At 36.0% G+C, this 20805-nt stretch carries 14 protein-coding genes; 9 read left to right on the top strand and 5 right to left on the bottom strand.

From position 1 onward, the window contains the following. Window positions 1–42: 42 nt before the first annotated feature. Window positions 43–1578 carry a galactarate dehydratase gene (gene garD / locus SB717_RS13780; RefSeq protein ID WP_410903930.1) on the bottom strand — a complete coding sequence of 512 codons (1536 nt, stop codon included), beginning with the start codon at window positions 1576–1578 and terminating at the stop codon, window positions 43–45. A 214-nt stretch (window positions 1579–1792) separates the two neighbouring features. On the opposite strand from garD, the gene SB717_RS13775 reads away from it, so the two are divergent. The 6 genes from SB717_RS13775 (at window position 1793) to SB717_RS13750 (ending at window position 10134) form a co-directional block, all read left to right on the top strand. Continuing rightward, window positions 1793–3712, top strand: a complete 1920-nt coding sequence (locus SB717_RS13775; protein WP_410903929.1) for a sigma 54-interacting transcriptional regulator — start codon at window positions 1793–1795, stop codon at window positions 3710–3712. 156 nt (window positions 3713–3868) lie between these two features. Next, window positions 3869–4801: a 5-dehydro-4-deoxyglucarate dehydratase gene (gene kdgD / locus SB717_RS13770; RefSeq protein ID WP_074682122.1), complete on the top strand. Its 933-nt coding sequence runs from the start codon at window positions 3869–3871 to the stop codon at window positions 4799–4801. A 39-nt stretch (window positions 4802–4840) separates the two neighbouring features. After that, window positions 4841–6307 (top strand): alpha-ketoglutaric semialdehyde dehydrogenase GucD, encoded by a 1467-nt coding sequence (gucD, locus tag SB717_RS13765; RefSeq protein ID WP_074682120.1) that lies wholly within the window; start codon window positions 4841–4843, stop codon window positions 6305–6307. A gap of 119 nt (window positions 6308–6426) precedes the next feature. Beyond that, window positions 6427–7800: an MFS transporter gene (locus SB717_RS13760; protein ID WP_029715095.1), complete on the top strand. Its 1374-nt coding sequence runs from the start codon at window positions 6427–6429 to the stop codon at window positions 7798–7800. A 36-nt stretch (window positions 7801–7836) separates the two neighbouring features. Continuing rightward, on the top strand, window positions 7837–9210 hold the full coding sequence (gene gudD / locus SB717_RS13755; protein ID WP_074682118.1) for a glucarate dehydratase: 1374 nt from the start codon (window positions 7837–7839) through the stop codon (window positions 9208–9210). Window positions 9211–9429: 219 nt separating this feature from the next. Then, window positions 9430–10134, top strand: coding sequence for a FadR/GntR family transcriptional regulator (locus SB717_RS13750; RefSeq protein ID WP_029714538.1), 705 nt, complete (start codon window positions 9430–9432; stop codon window positions 10132–10134). Window positions 10135–10708: 574 nt separating this feature from the next. Here SB717_RS13750 and SB717_RS13745 read toward each other — a convergent pair. Both SB717_RS13745 and SB717_RS13740 read right to left on the bottom strand, forming a co-directional pair. Then, window positions 10709–11848 (bottom strand): hypothetical protein, encoded by a 1140-nt coding sequence (locus SB717_RS13745; protein WP_410903928.1) that lies wholly within the window; start codon window positions 11846–11848, stop codon window positions 10709–10711. Between the two features lie 898 nt (window positions 11849–12746). Continuing rightward, a complete protein-coding gene (locus SB717_RS13740) occupies window positions 12747–14177 on the bottom strand; it encodes a hypothetical protein (RefSeq protein WP_074682112.1) in 1431 nt (476 codons plus the stop codon). Window positions 14178–14553: 376 nt separating this feature from the next. On the opposite strand from SB717_RS13740, the gene SB717_RS13735 reads away from it, so the two are divergent. Further along, on the top strand, window positions 14554–14904 hold the full coding sequence (locus SB717_RS13735; protein WP_410903927.1) for a VOC family protein: 351 nt from the start codon (window positions 14554–14556) through the stop codon (window positions 14902–14904). A 61-nt stretch (window positions 14905–14965) separates the two neighbouring features. On the opposite strand, the gene SB717_RS13730 is transcribed toward SB717_RS13735, so the two are convergent. Continuing rightward, the gene (locus SB717_RS13730; protein ID WP_074682110.1) at window positions 14966–16057 is read right to left on the bottom strand and encodes an AI-2E family transporter; all 1092 of its coding nucleotides are present in this window, start codon (window positions 16055–16057) and stop codon (window positions 14966–14968) included. Between the two features lie 109 nt (window positions 16058–16166). After that, window positions 16167–16361, bottom strand: a complete 195-nt coding sequence (locus tag SB717_RS13725; RefSeq protein WP_013082787.1) for a twin-arginine translocase TatA/TatE family subunit — start codon at window positions 16359–16361, stop codon at window positions 16167–16169. 1015 nt (window positions 16362–17376) lie between these two features. Between SB717_RS13725 and SB717_RS13720 the strand changes: the two genes are divergently transcribed. Both SB717_RS13720 and SB717_RS13715 read left to right on the top strand, forming a co-directional pair. Further along, the gene (locus SB717_RS13720; protein ID WP_410903926.1) at window positions 17377–19326 is read left to right on the top strand and encodes a beta-galactosidase; all 1950 of its coding nucleotides are present in this window, start codon (window positions 17377–17379) and stop codon (window positions 19324–19326) included. Between the two features lie 95 nt (window positions 19327–19421). Next, entirely contained in the window at window positions 19422–20786 is a 1365-nt protein-coding gene (locus tag SB717_RS13715) for a glycoside-pentoside-hexuronide (GPH):cation symporter (protein WP_098620952.1), read from the top strand. The last annotated feature ends 19 nt before the right edge of the window (window positions 20787–20805 follow it).

Below are 20805 nucleotides of genomic sequence, written 5' to 3'. Positions count from 1 at the left end.
AAACAACGAGAACCAGTTTAGAAACAGGTTCTCGTTATCTTGTTAAGTTAAAGGAGCAGGATTAAACAGACATAAATCATTATGCAGCCCCCAATAATCACTCCACGTTTTCTTATGGCCGCTTGCAATGTCTATAATTAAGTGAAAGAGCTCCCAACCCACCTCCTCAATGGTTGCCTCTCCTTGTGCTATTCTTCCTGCATCTAAATCTATTAAATCATCCCATTGCTCAGTTAATGAACTTCTAGTAGATACTTTAAGAACAGGTGCCATTGCCAGGCCATATGGAGTTCCTCTCCCTGTTGTGAAAATATGCATGTTCATCCCAGAAGCTAACTGTAATGTTCCGCATACAAAATCACTCGCCGGAGTTGCTGCATAGACTAAGCCTTTTTTAGTCGGTTTTTCTCCAGGCGATAAAACTTCGACGATTGGAGTTGTTCCTGCTTTAGCTATAGAGCCAAGTGCTTTTTCTACTACGTTTACAAGTCCGCCTTTTTTATTTCCAGGTGAAGGATTTGCACTTCTATCAGCTTCGCCTCTTTTTAAATATTGATCATACCACTTCATTTCATTAATTAGAGATTGACCGACTTCTTCATTAATTGTTCGTGGCGTTAACAAATGAATAGCATCTCGAACTTCAGTAACTTCAGAAAATAAAACAGTAGCGCCTGCTCTTACTAGTAAATCTGCCGCATATCCAACTGCTGGATTGGCGGTAACACCGGAAAAGGCATCGCTTCCTCCACATTGTAAACCTACCGTTAAATCAGATAGGGGGCAGGTTACGCGCGTCCTGTTATTTAGCTTAATTAATTTTTCCTCTGCCATCTCTATGATTGTAGCAACCATTTGCTTAAAGCCTGTCTGGTCCTGCAAACGTGTTATATTTCCTGAATCCTCCTGGGGAATCAAACGTTCAGGAAGAAGCTTTTCACACCCTAAGCCAACTACTAAAACTTCACCCCCGAAATTTGGATGGGTAGAAAGATTTTGTAATGTACGAATCGGAATGACGGCGTCCGGTGCATTAATAGCAACTCCGCAGCCATAATTATGAGTTAAAGCTACTACATCCTCTACATTTGGATATGAAGGAAGAAGCTCTGTTTTAATTTTTTTAACCGCATAATCAAGTACTCCTGCTACACATTGAACACTTGTCGCAATTCCAAGTATATTTTTTGTTCCAACACTTCCATTTGTATTTTTATAGCCTTCAAATGTGTAACCTTCTAAAGGAGGTAAAGGGGCAAAAACTTTAGTTTCCAAAGGCAACTTTTCTAAAATAGGAGGATCAGGCAGGGTAACATATGATTCTTTTACCCAAGTTCCTTGAGAAATTGGTGAGGAAGCAGTTCCGATAATTTCTCCATAGCGAATAATTTTGTCATCTTTCTCAAAGTTTTTTAATGAAACTTTATGCCCTTGAGGGATATATTCTTTTAACTCTAACCCAGATGGAAACACAGTTCCTTTCGGCAATCCTTTTGAGTTTACAATAGTAGCAACATTATCGTTTTCATTTACTTTGATATAAAGGGGTTTTTCCGTTTGATTGATTTGCAAAGACATGATTCATCTCTCCTTAATCGCTTTTAATTTCTTTCTAAACATGTTCATCTTTATTTATTGCAATAAGCATGCCAAGTGCTTTAACGGGTAAAAAAAGCCTTTATATCGAATAAAAGTGATGAAATATACAACAATTGTTGTACATAAAGCAACAATTGTTGTGTCAATACGTTATAATAACTAGAATATTCTAACTAATAAGGAGGGAACGAATATGTCAAAAATTTCTTTTATTGCTCCAGATAAACAACTGTTTTTACAAGGGAGAAGAGTAATTCAAGAGTTAGGATTACAAGGAGAGGTTGAAATCTATCTTGCAAGGTTAAGTCGCGCCGTAAAACTCGCCAATAAATTAGAACCCAGTTGTGATGTTATCGTTTGTAGAGGAGGGACTGCAAGGTTAATTGCTGATTCTGTAAGCAGAACTCCTCTAGTTGAAATTCCAATTACAGGACAAGATTTAGCTCAAGCCTTTTATAAAAGCAAGAAGGCAACAGGCTTAGAGAATCCTAAAGTGGCCATGCTCGCGTTTCAGAATATGAAAAATGATGTGGAAATTTTAGCAGATATTTTGGGTATCAACCTTTCTATTTATCCTCTTAATTCAGTTGAAGATATTCCAACTTGTATTGAGCAACTTTCTTCAGTAGAAACAGATATTGTTATTGGCGGAATGAAAACAACTACTTTATCGCTTGGGAAAGGCTTTAAGGCAATTCCTATTGAATCTGGAAACTCCGCTGTTAGAACAGCATTTTTAGAAGCTAAAAAGATTTCTTTAGGAAGAAAAATTGAAAAAGAGCGTTCCCAAACAGTTAAAGCCCTTATTGATTATTCTATACAAGGAATTATTAGTATTAATAGAAATAAAAAAGTAGAAGTATTTAATCATGCTGCCGAGCATTTACTAGAATTAAAAAGGCAAGAAGTGCTAGGAAAGCAGATCGATGCTGCTATGCCTTTTTTGCCTATTAAAAATTGTTTTGAAGGAGAAGAGCATCTAGGTATAATCAAAAAAATCAAAAATAAAAGTTTAATATTTAATATTGCTCCAATTAAAGTGGAGAAAGACATTATTGGCGCAATGATAACTTTTCAAGATATTACAAGTATTCAAGAAATGGAAGCTAAAATTAGAGGGGAAGTACTGTCAAGAAAGTTCGAGACACGCTACACATTTTCTGATATTTTAGGACATTCTAAGCATATTTGTGAAGCCAAACGGATTGGACAGACAGTGTCTTCGGTAGATGCAACCGTTCTAATTTATGGGGAGTCTGGCACTGGGAAAGAGTTATTTGCTCAGAGTATTCATGCAGAAAGTTTGCGGAAAAACGGTCCTTTTGTTGCTGTTAATTGTGCCGCCATTCCGCCTAATTTACTGGAAAGTGAGTTATTTGGATATGTAGAAGGGGCCTTTACTGGGGCGACCAGAAAAGGAAAGCAAGGTTTGTTTGAAATGGCGCATCGAGGAACGATTTTTCTGGATGAAATCTCTGAGATGGATACATATGGACAATCGCGCTTACTGAGAGTTTTACAAGAAAAACAGGTTATGCGCTTAGGTGATAATAAATATATTCCTGTAGATGTAAGAGTTATTGCAGCAACTAACAAAAATTTATTAAAAGTCGTAGAAAAAGGCGAATTTCGAGAGGATTTACTTTATAGGCTTAAGGTCTTAACTATAAATATTCCACCGCTCCGTAAAAGAAAAAGTGATATTCGTTATCTTGCTCATCATTTTTTAGTCTATTACACTAATCTCTATAAAAAGAAAAATATAGAAATTACAGAAAAAGCTTATTCACAATTAACTACCTATGAATGGAAAGGAAATGTAAGAGAATTAATGCATTTTATTGAAAGATTAGTAGTAATCAGTAAAAATAATGTAGTTTCGGCTCAGGATATGAAAGAGCAGCTAAATGAAAATGTTTTTGAAACAAATTACCTCGGTGAAGAAGCGGAAACTAACAATCATCTTCAATCTGAAAAAGAGCAAATTTTGCTTACTCTAAGGGAAACCCATTCCAATATATCTCAAGCAGCTAAATTGTTGGGAATTGATCGAAGTACACTTTACCGTAAGTTGAGAAACTATGAAATTGAAATAAAAAAAGCGTATAAATAGAAACAAAACACACCTCTTTGTTAGAGGTGTGTTTTGTTTCTATTTTAAAATCCTTTATTTAATGATTTAAGTTTATTTATTTTATTGACAAACAATTTAATTTGTCTTACAATAAAAATGTAAAAATTATCTGAAAATTTATAGGAGGATATGCATGTGAATATGAATAGAAAAGCACCTACAGGAATTTTAGGTTTCCCCGTTGCTCCCCTTAATAACCAAGGGAAATTAGATGAAAAAGCTTTAGAAACAAATATTCAATTTTTATTAGACGAAGGGTTAGAGGCTATCTTCATAGCTTGCGGTTCAGGCGAATTTCAATCCTTAAATACAAAAGAATATACAGCAATGTTAGAAGTAGCTATATCTGTCGTCAACGGAAAAGTTCCCGTTTATACAGGTGTGGGCGGTAATCTTTCTACAGCTTTAGAATGGGCTCGTATTTCAGAGGAAAAACAGGCAGACGGCTATTTAATTTTACCTCCATACTTAATTGAAGGTGAACAAGAAGGCCTTTACAACTATCTAAAAGCAATCATTGAGCATACACATTTAAACGCAATTGTTTATCAAAGAGACAATGCCATTTTACAGTTGCCAACTTTAGAAAAACTTACAGAATTAAACCAATTAGTAGGATTAAAAGACGGATATGGAAATATGGAATTAAATATAGAATTAACCCAGTCTTTAAGAAAGCGACTAGGCTGGCTAAACGGAATGCCAATGGCTGAAGTAACGATGCCAGCATACGCTCCAATTGGATTTGATTCTTATTCGTCAGCAATTTCTAACTATATTCCGCACATATCAAGAATGTTTTACAACGCTTTATTAAGTCACGATCAAGAGTTACTAAGTGAACTCTACCAAAATATAATTCTTCCAATTAACGATATTCGCAAGCAGAAAAAAGGATATGCTGTTTCATTGATTAAAGCAGGGATGGAAATTATAGGTTTACCTGTTACAGATACAGTAAGGCCTCCTATTGTTTCAGTAGATAAAGAACATTACGCACAGCTCGAAAAGGTTTTAACACGAGCATTTGATCAATATCCTAAATCCTCTAAACAAGTTTTATCTTAACCAATAAAATGTAAACGCTTTATAAAAAGGAGAGTTCATATGACAATTAGTGTTCAAAACAAACAATACTTAAATTTTATTAACGGAAAAGGCGTGCCATCATCGTCTCAAGAGATGATGGAAAGTCTAAACCCAGCCAATAAGAAAGAGGCTGTAGGATATGTACAAAAATCAACTCTTGAAGATTTAAATATAGCGGTAAAAGCAGCTAAACAAGCTCAAGAAAAATGGAAGCGATTGTCAGGCGCAGCTCGCGGACAGTACCTTCACAAAGCTGCGGATATTATGGAAAATAGACTAGATGAAATTGCGGAATGTGCTACCCGTGAAATGGGAAAAACCTTGGCTGAAACAAAAGGAGAAACAGCTCGCGGAATAGCTATTCTTCGATACTATGCGGGAGAAGGTATGAGAAAAATGGGAGATGTAATTCCTTCTACCGATGCTGAAGCATTGATGTTTACATCTCGGGTGCCGCTAGGCGTTGTTGGAGTTATCACCCCATGGAACTTTCCTATTGCTATTCCTATATGGAAAATAGCTCCGGCACTTGTCTACGGAAACACTATCATAATTAAACCAGCTACCGAAACAGCTATTACGTGTGCTAAGATTATTGAATGTTTTGAAGAAGCAAAAATTCCAGCGGGTGTAGTAAACATGATTACTGGCTCAGGGTCGATCATTGGTCAAGCTATTGCTGAACATTCAGAAATTAATGCGATTACATTTACAGGTTCCGATCGAGTAGGTAAACAAATTGGTCAAAAGGCTTTCGTTCGAGGAGCTAAATATCAGTTAGAAATGGGGGGGAAGAACCCTGTAATTGTAGCGGCGGATGCAGATTTAGATTTAGCAGTAGAAGGTACAATCAGCGGGGCATTCCGTTCGACAGGTCAAAAATGTACTGCGACGAGTCGGGTAATTGTTCAGCACGAGGTATATGAAAAATTCAAACAAAAGCTATTAGCAAAAACAAAAGAAATTACCGTTGGAGAAGGGTTAAACGGGGAAACGTGGATGGGGCCATGCGCAAGCGAAAATCAGTTGCAGACCGTATTGTCATATATTGAAAAAGGAAAAAGTGAAGGTGCAACTCTTTTATACGGAGGACGTCAGTTAACTGACGGGGAATACGAAAATGGATTTTACGTAGAACCTACTATTTTTGAAAACGTAGAATCGAATATGACGATTTCACAAGAAGAAATTTTTGGTCCTGTCATAGCGCTGATGAAAGTAGAATCCATTGAGGAAGCATTAGCACTAGCTAACGATGTTCAATATGGGCTAAGCGCTTCTATTTTCACTACAAATATTTCTCATATGCTTTCATTTATTAATGAAATGGATGCTGGACTTATTCGAATTAACTCGGAAAGCGCAGGCGTTGAACTTCAGGCACCGTTTGGAGGCATGAAACAATCAAGTTCTCACTCTAGAGAACAAGGGGAGGCTGCTAAGGAGTTTTTCACTGCTATTAAAACTGTTTTTATAAAAAGTTAAATACCTTTATTGTATTATGAACCTTTTATTCTCTTGAAAAGGAGGAAAATTCCTTTTTTTTAAGAGAGATAAACATAGGAAAAGAACAAAACAATAAGAGGGGGATGGAATAGGTGATTATGCAAGCTAAACCAAAATTGGAAGCGGGAAGCAGCAAAAAAAGCCATGTACGCTGGTTTGTCGTATTTATGCTTTTCGTTTTGACAACGATTAATTATGCAGATAGAGCGACGCTGTCCATTGTAGGAGACTCTGTTCAAAAAGAATTAGGCTTAAATTCAGTTTCAATGGGGTATGTTTTTTCAGCATTTGGATGGGCTTATGTAATTGGTCAGCTTCCTGGAGGGTGGTTTTTAGATAAATTCGGATCAAAGACAATCATTGCATGCAGTGTATTTTTTTGGTCTATTTTTACCTTTTTTCAAGGATTTATCGGCTTTTTTAGTGGCGGTGCTGCTATAATTATCTTATTTACGCTTCGTTTTATGGTTGGGTTAGCTGAAGCCCCTTCTTTTCCAGGAAATAGCCGTATTGTAGCGGCCTGGTTTCCAAAATCTGAACGTGGGACAGCCTCTGCAATTTTTAATTCGGCTCAGTATTTTGCACTAGTATTATTTTCGCCTATTATGGCATGGCTCACTCACAGGTTCGGCTGGCATTTTGTATTTATTATTATGGGTGTCTTAGGGGTAATCTTAGCTGCTGTTTGGATGAAAGTGATCTATAGTCCAAGCAAACATCCTCGCATTACAAAAGAAGAAGTAAATTATATCCAGCAGGGCGGCGGGCTCATTGATATGGATGATAAAAAAATAGAAACAAAGAAAAATACCGGCCCGGGATGGAATCAAATTAAACAACTTCTTAAGAGCAGAATGTTATTAGGGGTTTATATTGGACAATATTGTATTACGACGCTCACTTATTTCTTTTTAACATGGTTTCCTGTTTATTTAGTTCAAGCACGCGGAATGTCAATTTTGGAAGCTGGATTTATTGCTTCTCTACCTGCTATATGCGGGTTTTTAGGAGGGGTGTTAGGGGGAATTGTATCTGATTTCTTTTTAAAGAGAGGTCGTTCATTAACGTTTGCACGTAAAACACCTATCGTTATTGGCATGTTGCTTTCCTGTAGCATGGTTGCTTGCAATTATGTAGATGCTGAATGGATTGTTGTAGTAATTATGTCACTTGCTTTTTTTGGAAAAGGCTTTGGAGCATTAGGGTGGGCTGTTGTGGCTGACACTTCCCCTAAAGAAATAGCGGGTTTAAGCGGCGGGCTTTTTAACACATTTGGAAACATTGCTTCTATTACAACACCTATCATTATTGGGTACATTGTCAATGCAACAGGCTCTTTTAATGGAGCATTGGTTTTTGTGGGCGCTAACGCTCTTGTAGCTATTCTCTGCTATCTTCTTTTAGTGGGAGAGATTAAACGAGTAGAACTAAAGAATATCCCCGCAAAGGATGAAAGTACGTTTAATATGTAAGCGGATACATCAGAACCTAAATTAGGAGTGGAAATCATGAACAATTATGTCCTTACAAATAGTGAAATTCAAAACGAAAAAAAATCGTCTACGCCTCAAATTATAGATATGCAGGTCATACCAGTGGCTGGGTATGATAGTATGCTGCTTAATCTCAGCGGAGCTCACAGTCCCTTTTTTACTCGAAATATTGTTATTTTAAAAGACAGTACCGGAAGCACAGGGGTGGGAGAGGTACCTGGAGGTGAAAACATTCGTCAAACCCTTGAAGATGCGAAAACATTTGTAGTAGGTGAATCAATCGGAAATTATAATAACATCTTAAATACAGTACGTAAAAAATTTGAAGATCGAGATATGGCAGGGCGAGGCCTTCAAACATTCGATTTACGGACGACTATTCATGCTGTTACAGCGTTGGAGGCGGCGTTATTAGATTTAGTAGGAAAATTTCTTGATGTACCAGTTGCAGCATTATTAGGAGAAGGACAACAAAGAGAATACGTGGAAATGCTAGGTTATTTATTTTATATTGGAAATCGCAAAAAAACCGACTTGGACTATCTAAGTGGTGAAAATGAAAAAGTGGAGTGGTTCCGACTTCGTCATGAAGAAGCTCTGACTCCTGAAGCAATCGTAAAACTTGCACAGGCAGCTCATCAGCAGTATGGATTTAATGATTTTAAATTAAAAGGCGGTGTACTTCAAGGTGAGCAAGAAATAGAAGCGGTAGCAGCATTAGCTGCAAAATTCCCTGAAGCTCGAATTACCTTAGACCCTAACGGAGCTTGGTCTTTGGAAGAAGCTATTCAACTATGTAAAAATAAACATCATATATTGGCCTATGCAGAGGACCCTTGCGGAAGCGAAAATGGATATTCAGCAAGAGAAACAATGGCGGAATTTCGCAGAGCAACTGGACTGCCAACTGCTACGAATATGATTGCTACAGACTGGCGTCAAATGGGGCATGCTATCCAGTTAAACGCTGTAGATATTCCTCTAGCAGATCCCCATTTTTGGACGATGCAAGGCTCAGTTCGTGTAGCTCAAATGTGTCATGATTGGGGTCTTACATGGGGATCACATTCCAATAATCATTTTGACATTTCACTGGCCATGTTTACTCATGTGGCTGCTGCCGCTCCTGGAAAAATAACGGCTATTGATACGCATTGGATTTGGCAAGATGGTCAGCGATTGACAAAAGATCCTTTTAAAATTGAGGGAGGAAGAGTAGCAGTACCTAAGAAACCAGGACTTGGCATAGAGGTGGATTTAGAACGAATCGAGCAAGCACATCAGCTATATAAGAAAATGCAATTAGGAGTACGTGATGATTCAAAAGCTATGCAGTATTTAATTAAAAATTGGAGCTTTGATAATAAACGTCCTTGTCTGGTACGTTAAAAATTTTTTAAAAAAATAATTACAGGGTGCTTTTAGCTCGAACAATTCTACGTCTTTGTTCGAGCTTCTGTTTTTATAATAACGAGCAGTTTAATACATAATCTTATGTAGATAAGAAATAAGAATAGTTAAGAAGTAGTGGTTGGTAATACATAAAAAAATTCTATATGATATAATTAGTCTTACAAATAAACAATATTCAGAAAAGGGTGGATGAAGATGAGTGGTTCGACTAAAAAAGTGTCATTTGAATCCGTTAATCGTAATACGCTGGCAAAACAAGTAGTCGACCGTATTATTCAGTTATTGGTCAGCGGGCAATTAAAGCCAGGAGACAAACTGCCAACTGAAATGGAGTTATTAGACGTACTGAATGTAAGTCGCCCTGTATTGAGAGAAGCCTTGAGTGCATTAGAAGTACTTGGTGTAATTACACGAAAAACCCGTGGAGGTACGTATTTTAATAACAAAATAGGAGCACATCCTTTTTCCGTTATGTTAGCGTTATCAATCGATAATTTACCTGCAGTAGTGGAGGCGCGCATGGCACTAGAACTGGGCCTAGTAACCATGGCGGCGGAAAAAATAAACGATGATCAATTAAGCCAGTTAAAAGAAACGATCGAGGAAATAAAAAAGAGCAAAGATAACAATTACGGTGCAGCGGATAAGGAATTCCATCGAATTATTGCTGTTAGCGCGGATAATCCAGTGGTAGAAGGTATGATTAATTCCCTGCTTTTCACTCATGAAAAAACAGATAGCGAAATTACCTTTAGAGAACCAGCACTTACTGTAGAGCATCATACCGCTATTTATAATGCGTTAGCTAATCATGACCCAGATGATGCATTCAAGAAAATGTATCATCATCTTAAATATGTACGTGATAAAGTTCTTAAACAATATAATCCTACTAAATAAAAAAAACACACAAAGCAGATGTAAAGAATTTGTTTTGTGTGTTTTTTTATGAAGTGATACAGATACATGAAGTAAGAAAGAGAGTTTCCATTTTATGGGATCGCTTTTTTCAGTGAGTTATATATTTTAATTTAATGCATTCAGATATATGAACGATATTTATTCGCTGCTCTTTATTTTAAAGAAATTACTATACATTTATAAGAGATTAAAAAGAAATTAAAGAGATTATAAACATTGTTAAAACTTATATTGGTAAAAGCTTTCTGCTGACTGAGTTTAAGGGGTATTAAGGAATCAAAAAAACTGCAGTTAACAACAAGAATTTTCACGAAAAAATATAGGATTTTTTTATAACAGCCATATTTTCTACGCAATCGATCGGAAAATAACGTTTATTTATTGTATTTTTTGTTCATTTAATTGATTTTTTTCACGAAAATGAAAATCATTATCATTTAAAGGGATTTATTATAGTTAATAGACAAATATATTTTAGTAAGTTAAAGAGAAAGAAAGAATGGGAGGGAAATAAAGTAGAGGTGAGTAAAAAAAGGCATAACAAAAAAGAGTATTATAGAGCGTTAATTTTTGCCTGATAATACCCGTTGGCAATTTTGCGGATATACGTAAAGAAGTTTGACTCCATTTCATGCACAAGAGGTCGAAATGCATCCATACTTTCTTCTATGTAAGTTTGGTGTAAGTAACGCTGAACGGACGTTAATGATTTTTCGATTATATCTAAACCGAATTCATGTACAATGGAATGAATATCTTCTTTTTTAATGGAATAATGGCCAAAAGATTTAAAGAAATTCTTAAACTGAGCAAATGCATGTTCTCCACGGATTTTTTCGATTTCTTTTTGTTTTTTACTATCATGAGCACCAGTTAAATTGAAGCTTAAAATAAAACCATCCTTGATTTTTTCAATAATTGATTTTCTTGGCTGCTTTTCTTCTAATAATGTTTTGACACAATCATCTTTTTCTAGCACATCGATACGGAAAATTTTACTCAATTTACTAGCCATTTCTTTAATAGCAGCTTTATAGCCAATGTATTTCGGAAGAATGTGTTTTACCTCGGTGTAAGATAAAAGGGCTTCTGAATCTTTCTTTACGTTTACATCAGATTCGTATACATACAAAGCACGTAAAGCCAGACGCAGCATGTTAATATTTTTGATAGCCAGCAATTGATAAATCACTTCCATTGAAACAGAAGTGTAACCACCTTTTGAAGTATATGTATTGTGATCTTTATCAAGCATTTCCGGAGTATATGATATGTTTTGAGCATCAGCCGCTTCTTTTATATGTAAATCTAAAAAATCCTCTAAATAGTTGTTTAAAGAAACTTGAATATAGTCTCCCCATAAACGATCCCAGCGAATGATGTCATAGTCTTCTAAAAGCTTATTATTATTTTGAACGGTCCGAACGGAACATTGGATTGTATTAGCCAGTTCTTGCTCAGAAATAATTGAAATATGACCTTGGCTGTTACATTTGGCTACGTAAGCTAAAATTTGCTTCATCAGAGAACCTGTCCACTTTATGTCTACAAAGTTTTTCGCTAGACCAAATGAATGTTTTTCATAGTAATAGCTGTTCTCTCGTTTCGTCTCTCTATTTAAACCACTCATGACAATCAGCAGTTTATTTGCTACAAGGGTGTGCCGTTTTAGTGCCAGCTTTTGTATACTCATGTAGTTACCTCCTTTCCAAAACTATATACGTCGTCTTTTACAGTATAGACACAGTCATATAGGCTGTAAAATGACATATTTGCACGGGAAAATGGTGCATTTTTTTAAAAGACTAGTGATACCAAGGGGCGAGACATCTATTTACAAGGTGACATATTTGCACGGAGATGTGGAGCAAAAATAGCGTTATATTTCATAAACGTTGATAAAACAGCATTCTTAAGACAAATGTCGTATTATGACGGATGAAATACACAAAATGCGACAAATTCAAAAAAATTTTGATGTAAAAATGACATATTTGCACGGAGAATAGGAGCAAAAATGATAAAAATAAAGATTTGGGCGACAAAGTGACACATTTGCACGGAAAATAGGAACAAAAAACAAAAAAATGCCCTTTTTTAGACACAGAAAGTTCACATTTTTACAGAGAATAAATGAACATTTGCAGAAAAAATCGCGTTTTTTTTAAAAAGTGGCATATTTGCACGGAAATCTGGAGCAAAAAACACTTTTGCACGGAGATGTGGAGCCAAAAATGCAGAAAACGGAGGGGGAAAGTCGCTGTCCCAAGAAAAATTATGTAAAAGTGGCATATTTGCACGGAAGATTGGAGCCAAACTTATAGTAAATGCAGTATAAAAAGAAAAACGACACATTTGCACGGAAATCTGGAGCAAAAAATAGTTGTAACACTTCTTTCGGACACGAAAAGTTCACAAAATGATGAGGAAGGTGAAGTTTAATAGTTATATTAGCAGGGGAAATAGTATGTTTACATGGAGAATTGGAGCAAAAAAACACTTTTGCACGGAAATGTGGAGCAAAAAATGCAGTGAATAATAGTACATAGATAAAAAGAATGCCCTTATAAAGATTATAAGGGCATTCTTTTTTAGCCTATAGAACTTGTTACGTTTTGATAAATAGAAAGGGGAGCATATTCGTAATCACCGGCTAATAAGTCTTTTACTTCACTTTCTCCCACAGGAATAAAGGTGATCTGAAACACTTGGCCCACTCTTTTATAAGATTGGACAGCTAGTTTTTGTTCGACTAGCTCATCTAAGGCTGTTTCAATTTCGACAAGGTTTTCTTTTTTGCGTCTTTTTCGAAAGCGGACTCTTGTCGAAAAATATAAATAATCTCTTGTGACATTGTATGAAGATTTTGTTTCATAGCAAATGAGACGCTCTTTTTGCATAACGAATAGCAAATGGTAAGCGGCGTCTAAACTTAATTTTTCTACTTTATTTTTGTAAATACGCACCGTTTGGCGTTGAATATAGTCTCTATATATCACTTCATTGACGTGAATTTCAGCAATTCGCGTTCCGTTGGGCATCGTAGTAATATCCACAAAGTCAAAAATACCATAGGCAATTTTCTTATTATGCTGTACTTTTGTCATGCTGTAGTGCTTCATTTTTGTAATTCTTTCTTCTATCATCTGATAGTTGCGCTTACTGTCTGTTTTATAAAGTGCTTTCACAAGGTCACCAATTTTTACGTTAATAATTTTTTGTGTAGCGAACAACTCGTCGCGTTGGCTCATGATCTCTAAAAACACTTTATAATCAAACCGATCTAAATCACTAATTTTATTTCCATTTTCTTCAGCGTATTCTTTTTCTATTAACAATTCGTAATCTGTCCCGTCTTCAGAGTTATAAGTACTTAAGAAATATTCTTTTCCTTCTTTCTCTAATAGGGGTTGCTCGACGAGAAGCTTTGCTCTTGAATTAGAGAAAAAAGGATTCTCTACAGTTGAAAAAGGGCTCTCAATAATACTATGATTTCCGTTTTGGAAGCTTGGGTCCAGTATAGTCAGCCCAATAATAATAGATATATCCGTATGGATTGCTTTTTCTCGCTGGGTCTTGGTTTTTTGATGAATATAAGGATAATCCGTTAAGAAGAAGCTATCTTCTTGACTCCATTCACGTAGAATACAAATTCGTTTATCAATGACTTCTTCCGGAGATGATACGTTTTCAAACTGTTTGCAAAAGAGTTCTTTTCCATTCGTTTTATAATAAGCTGTTAGCGCTCTGTATTCCCCAATCAGCTCTTTATTCTTCTTGGGCTTTTTTTGCTCATAGTCGCGTATAGCAGCATCTAACCATCTGCGTTTCGTGCGATTGAGAAAGTCTTTTTTTAAAATCCTCAACGCTTCGTTTACATCTTTATTTTCAAAGTGCTGCTGATAAAGAGGGAGGATGGTGCTCTCTAAATCACCTTTTATACTTTCGTTATAAACAGATAAGAGGCGTAATTTAGATACTCTATCAATGACTTCGCGTATGAGTAAAGATGAATAATCCATACACATCTAACCTCCTTAATCTTAAGTTAGTCATTTTAATTCTTAGTTGAATAGTAGCGTTAAATCTATTGTAATGCACGAAAGTTCGATGCCACAAACAAAAGACGGCTACTATCTATAGTCTATTTTTCATTATACACGTGCAAAGCAGGCGAAGGGGGAGATTTTCTTATTTTCTTTTTTCGTAATCCAAATTTGGTCATGAAGTATATACATTTGCTGCGTAGCTTATGTAAGGAGGAGAATTCTGTTCGCAAGACTACTAATTCTGCTGCGGAGTTTACTGGATGAATAGCAAGCAATTTAAAATAAAAGGATATCAGCGGTTAAAAGAGAATACTTTCTAAAACTACTAAACATACCCTGGAGGTCATAAATGAACCCTATATTAAATGAAGTAGGCACGATTTTTATTCCTGTAAAAGATATACAAAAAGCACGAGACTGGTATTGTGACGTGCTAGGTTTGCCGGCAGATGGATACATTTTATATGATCATTTATATGTGCTACCTATGAATGGAACAGGAATTGTATTAGATAGTAAAATTTATTCAAAAAATACGCTTTTTGAAACGCCGGCTTTTCACTTGAATACAAACGATATCAAAGAAGCTTATGAATATATGAAACAGAAAAAAGTAGAGCTAACGACAGGAATTGAACACGATCACTGGTTTACATTTAAAGATCCAGATGGAAATCATCTTATGGTGTGTGAATGCTGAACCTATGGAACAATAAAAGAACCTTCAAGAGAAGGTCCTTTTATTGTATTGCCTTTGCATTTTACAGCTTGACAGATTTGTTTCTGAATTGAACCATTCTTACAATATTTATCACAATTGTTTTTGTTACAGCATAAGCCGGAATCGCTAAGATCATTCCGAGTATTCCTGCAATATTACCCGCAACAAGCAATAAAATAATAATCGTTAAAGGATGAGTGTTTAATTTCTTTCCAATTACCAGCGGAGAAATAATGTTCCCATCGAGCTGTTGAACGATTACGACGACGATAATCACTAATATCGCTTTTGTAGGAGAGTATAATAAACCTACGATTAAAGCAGGAGCTACGCCAATAAAAGGGCCGACGTACGGGATAATATTAGTAAGAGCTCCTATTAGTGCAAGTATTAATGCATAGGGCAACCCAATGATGAGGTAACCAATGAACGTACTGATACCGACAAACAAACAAACGAGCATTTGGCCTTGAATATAAGTAGCTAGCGTATTTGTTGTTTCTTTCATTGTACGCAACGTTTCTTTTCGGTAAGAAGCAGGAACCATACGCAGCGTATTTTTACGAAGTTTATGGCTGTCTTTAAGCATATAAAAAAGAATGAAAGGAACGGTTACAACCGTAAGTGTAATATTCGTTACGACGCTTAAAACAGATGAAATACTGTTTGTGAGATTCGTAGGTAAAGTAGACGCGTAGTTTAAAAGTGACTCTTCAATATGATCGAGCGACACATATTTTTGTTCAACGAGCCAGTTAAACCATCTTGAGTTAGATAAATCATTTATGTACTCTCTCGTTTCTACAATGTAAGACGGAATATTCTTAGCCAAATCAGTTAATTGCTTAGATAAAGTAGGTCCCACACCGCCTACAATAGAAGCAATTACGCCGATAAAAACAACGTATAATAGTAAAATGGCCAGTGTTTTTGGCACTTTTTTTCTTGTGAGAAATGACACAATTGGTTCGAATAAAAAGAAAAGAAAACCAGCTACAAGAATTGGGAAAAACAAAGTGGAGATAAACACACCGATTGGTAGAAAAACAAACGAAATATGTTTACAAATATAAATCAGTAAAGCAATCATTAATAGTTCTAATGTCCAAAAATGCAGTTTCGATTTAAACAAAAAGTTACCCTCTTTCTTTACTATTTTTTACTATCATACATCAAAAAAGAAACCCACTGCACGTGAAAAGTGGGCTTTTTAGTCTGTATAACTATCATTCACATAAAAATTAGGATTTTTCCTCTTTATCTTCAGTAGTATCCTCTGGAGTTTTTTTGTCGTCATCCTGTATAATTCCTTCTGCTGCATTTTTAAATTCTCGCAGGGAATGTCCAAATGCTCGTCCTATGTCCGGCAATTTACTTGGTCCAAATACAATTAAGGCAGTAATCCCGATTACGACCATGCTTGTGGCTCCTGGCATGATATCCTCTCCTTTAAAAACAATGAATATATAAAATTTAAAAAGAGATAGTAAATAAAGTGCATGTTTATACTATTCACTTTTCTCTTTAAAATTCCTTTATTTTAAATGATGCGAAAATAAGGTACAGCGATTATGTATGATTTAAAAGCTTGTAGTGATACTTTTTTCTTTTGCATACGAAGCTAATTATAGCATCAAAGACAGCCCTTCGCCTTATTAACCTTGTATAAGCCCTATGTAAAAAAGTCTTCATAAGAATTTGCAAAGCAACGGAGGCAAATACGGCTTATGGATTCGAGCCTATGAACGTTCTCCCGTCACAAACCTAACGATTCGTCATTCTAATTTCCAGCATGTTGCAACACCATTCATGTTGCAACACCATTATTGATGGAAAATGTAAAGGATCCTGTGTTTGAAGAGCTTTGTATAAATGGAAGCTGCAAGTAAAAGGCGGAACAAAAGTATCCGCACAATTAATCGAGATTATTGATTAATTGTGCGGTCTTTTTATGTTGTGATGGTGAACGTAGGTTTAATGTATTAATAATGGTAAAAAAATGCTCTGTAATTTTTACTATTTTATATATGAGTCAAATGACTCTTACTAATTGATAGATCACATGTGTGAAAGATATCACTCTTGGTGATTGTTTTCTGAGCAATTTATTACCTAAATGTGGATATGGAAGGTGCAAGGGGAGGTACATAAAAGAATTATAAAAACATTTGTATTTGTAAGCGTTTTATTCTTTATTTTAATAAAGAGCAAAAAAGGGATGTTTTTATCTGAAATTTTACCATTGAATATTTTGAATAAAGTTCATAAAATAAACTTGTAAGCGTTTTAAAAGATTAGGAAGTATGTATCTTAAAAGTTGAATAGAGAATTATTTATGAAGAAAGGGAATGTGATTTTTTTGCTTTTGATCACCGTTTCCAAGAATACCTCAACAAGTAACAGCAAAACGTTCATTTAATGAAATAAAGAAATAGATAGGAGTAGAGAAAAATGTACATCGGCGTCGATTATTACCCTGAACATTGGCCAGAGAATATGATAGAAGAAGATATCCAAGGTATTAAAGAGTTAGGATCAAACATGGTGAGAATAGGGGAGTTCGCTTGGCACCTTATGGAGCCTAAAGAAGGGCAATATGACTTTTCATTTTTTGATAGCGTTATCAATAAGCTTAAAAAACAGAATATTGATGTTATGTTTGGTACGCCTACTGCCACTTTTCCGGCTTGGCTTGCGAAGCAGCATCCTTCTATTTTATCAAAAGATGAAAATGGGGCGGTCAGGGCGTTTGGAGGAAGACGTCAATATTGTTTTAATTCTCCTCTTTACCGGCAGTATAGCGCTCAGATTACAGAACAACTAGTAAGGCACTACGGCTCAGAAGAAGCAATCGTAGCATGGCAGGTTGACAATGAATTTGGTCATGAAGGCAGTGATATGTGTTACTGTGAACAATGCCATAAAGAGTTTCAGCAGTTTTTGGAAAGAAAATATGAAGATATTAATGAGTTAAATGAGAAGTATGGCACTATTTTCTGGGGACAAACGTATAACTACTTTACCGAAGTGCCTATGCCTGTAAAAACAATTACGACACACAGCCCTTCGTTAAAGCTAGACTGGGCCCGCTTTCGCTCTTTTTCGTTAAACAGATATGCTCACGAACAAACAGCAATTGTGAAGAAATATAAAGGTGATCACCAGCTGTTGACAACGAACGTATCAGGAGGCTTTTTTGATAAATGGTTCGATCATGAAGAAAACCTAGAAGTAATGGACTTTGTATCCTATGATAATTATCCGGTATGGGGCGGTCAAACAGAGCCAATTACCCCGGCTCATATTGCATTAGGACATGATTTTAATAGAGGCTTGTTACATAAAAACTTCTGGATTGTAGAGGAATTAATGGGTGCTCAAGGTCATGATATCATCGGTTATCTACCGCGACCTAATCAGGCAAAAATGTGGTCTTATCAAGCTTTTGCTCATGGATGCACGAATATGCTGTATTTCCGTTGGCGCGGGATGACAAGAGGAGCCGAGCAATACTGCTACGGAATTGTAGGTCACGATAATCACTATGGAAAACGCTACAAAGAAGTACAGTCGTTATTTAGTGAAATCGTTAAGTACGAACATGTACTTGAGTGTGATATTAAGTCTGATGTTGCCGTTTTATATGATTATGAAAATATATGGTCGTGGCGCTTTCAGCAGCAAAGTGAAGGGTTTGACTTTACGCAAGAGCTTCTTCGAGGGTATACACCGTTTTATAAGTTGAATACACCTATTGATGTTATTCCTGCTGAGAGAGATTTTTCAAGCTATAAAGTACTGGTGGTTCCGGCTTTGCAAATCATTGATGAAGAACTAGGTAAAAGATTTACTGAATTTACTGAAAACGGAGGCGTCATCGTTTTTACGTTTAGAACCGGCATTAAAGACAAACAAAATAATATTCACTTTAAACAGACGCTGCCCGGATATGTAAAAGAAATAACAGGAATTGAAATTCATGAAGTGGAAGCACTGTCTTCTACCCAAAAAGCATCGATTAAAGGAAAAGGACCGTATGAAGGAGAACAAGCAAGTGCATCCGTGTGGAGAGACATTATCACGCCTGTAACAGCTGAAGTGCTGTATGAGTATGATGATCCATTTTATAATCAAGCGGCTGTAACAAAAAATCAGTTTGGCCGTGGAACGGTTTATTATGTAGGCTGTGGAATTGAGGAACAGACTTTCGAAAAAATTGCGCTTGATATTGTGAAACAACAGCATATTGACCATACAGAAAGTGAAGAAGGAGTTGAAGTATATCCTCGAAAGCTGGGAGAGAAGAGCTACTACTTTCTAATGAATCATACGCAAGAAGTAAAAGTGTTTAAAGGTAATGTTCTTCAGCCTTATGAAAGTCGTATTGTAGAAAACATATAGTAGCAACAGGAGACTAGAATCTCATAAAGCAATGAGATTCTAGTCACTCATAATATAATATGAAAGCGTTTTATAGGAGAAGGGAGTTAGGGTATATGAGCATGGGGGTACAGTCAAAAGTTTCTCTGAAAACCGTATTATCATACGGAATGGGAAGCTTTGGAAACAATATTATTTATGCATTAACAAGTACATATTTAATGATTTTTTATACGGACAGCGTAGGATTAAATGCCGCAGCTGTAGGAACTTTATTTCTTATTGCGAGAATATGGGATGGGATTGCAGACATTATTATCGGAATGATTGTTGATAATACAGAAACGAGATTTGGTAAGTTTAGGCCTTATCTTTTAATAGGAGGATTTTTTGCAGCTGTTGCTACAGTCGCGTGTTTTATTAGTCCTGATCTTTCTCATACAGGAAAATTAATTTACGCTTATATCACTTATATCGCATGGGGAACAAGCTTTGCTATTATGGATATTCCCTATTGGTCGCTTTCAGCAACGATTACACAAGATGTAAAAGAACGAAATAAAGTAGTGGCCTTTCCTAGAACCATTGCAGCAGTAGGGTCTTTATTTGCTAGTTTATTAACTCTTCCACTAGCTCATTATTTTGGAAACTGGTTTATGCTTAGTCTTATTTATGCGTGTATCTTAATGATTACAATGATTATTACATTTTCAGGAGTAAAAGAAAACTATACCGTAAAAAGACAGGAAAAGCAGACGCCAAAAGCAGTTTGGAACTTATTTATTCAAAATAAACCGCTGCGTTATCTAATTTTCTCGATGCTTTTAGTTGAAACGATTTTAACGATTCGAACTACGTTTTCTATTTACTATTTTAAATACAATTTAAATGCAGAGAATATCGCGTCTCTTTATTTAACCTTATTTTTTACAGCACAAATTGTAGGAGCGATTGCGTCTCCTTTCATTTCAAATAAATTTGGAAAGAAACGCGCAGCAATAGGGGGAATTGCGCTAAATGCCGTAGCCACTCTTACAATGTTTGTAACCGGTTTTCACGTTATGCCGGTAATGATTTTAAGCTTTTTAGCTTCTTTCGGAGGTGGAGTTAGCAACATTGCTCAAACATCTATGCTTGCTGACTGTGTAGAATACGGCGAGTGGAAAACGGGGAACCGAGCCGAAGGAATGGTGTTTTCTACGAATATTTTTAAAACAAAGGTTGCTTCAGCACTGGGTGGAGCAGTAGGAGGGTACATCCTTTCAGCAGTAGGGTACGTGCCAAATCAAATTCAGTCACACAGCACGCTCATTTGGATTGCTTTAATCTTTACGATCATTCCAGGTATTCTTTGCTTGTTATCACTTGTCCCACTGGCAAAATATGAATTAACGGAAAAGAGATATCTAGAAATTTTACAAGATATGAAAAAGCGCTCAAGCCGCATAAAAGAAAAACCGGCTATGAAGGTGTCTAGCTAATTAAAAATTAGCATAAGCA

The sequence above is a fragment of the Priestia sp. SIMBA_032 genome, from assembly GCF_046535215.1.
Taxonomy (GTDB): Bacteria; Bacillota; Bacilli; order Bacillales; family Bacillaceae_H; genus Priestia; species Priestia aryabhattai.
This window is presented reverse-complemented; position numbering and strand designations above follow the sequence as displayed.

Excerpts from the sequence above, each read along its gene's own strand:
- SB717_RS13720 (WP_410903926.1), top strand. The coding sequence starts at position 17,377 with ATGTACATCGGCGTCGATTATTACCCTGAACATTGGCCAGAGAATATG.
- SB717_RS13760 (WP_029715095.1), top strand. The coding sequence starts at position 6,427 with ATGCAAGCTAAACCAAAATTGGAAGCGGGAAGCAGCAAAAAAAGCCAT.
- SB717_RS13735 (WP_410903927.1), top strand. The coding sequence starts at position 14,554 with ATGAACCCTATATTAAATGAAGTAGGCACGATTTTTATTCCTGTAAAA.
- gucD (WP_074682120.1), top strand. The coding sequence starts at position 4,841 with ATGACAATTAGTGTTCAAAACAAACAATACTTAAATTTTATTAACGGA.
- gudD (WP_074682118.1), top strand. The coding sequence starts at position 7,837 with ATGAACAATTATGTCCTTACAAATAGTGAAATTCAAAACGAAAAAAAA.
- SB717_RS13750 (WP_029714538.1), top strand. The coding sequence starts at position 9,430 with ATGAGTGGTTCGACTAAAAAAGTGTCATTTGAATCCGTTAATCGTAAT.
- SB717_RS13715 (WP_098620952.1), top strand. The coding sequence starts at position 19,422 with ATGAGCATGGGGGTACAGTCAAAAGTTTCTCTGAAAACCGTATTATCA.
- SB717_RS13745 (WP_410903928.1), bottom strand. The coding sequence starts at position 11,848 with ATGAGTATACAAAAGCTGGCACTAAAACGGCACACCCTTGTAGCAAAT.
- SB717_RS13725 (WP_013082787.1), bottom strand. The coding sequence starts at position 16,361 with ATGCCAGGAGCCACAAGCATGGTCGTAATCGGGATTACTGCCTTAATT.
- SB717_RS13740 (WP_074682112.1), bottom strand. The coding sequence starts at position 14,177 with ATGGATTATTCATCTTTACTCATACGCGAAGTCATTGATAGAGTATCT.
- SB717_RS13775 (WP_410903929.1), top strand. The coding sequence starts at position 1,793 with ATGTCAAAAATTTCTTTTATTGCTCCAGATAAACAACTGTTTTTACAA.
- garD (WP_410903930.1), bottom strand. The coding sequence starts at position 1,578 with ATGTCTTTGCAAATCAATCAAACGGAAAAACCCCTTTATATCAAAGTA.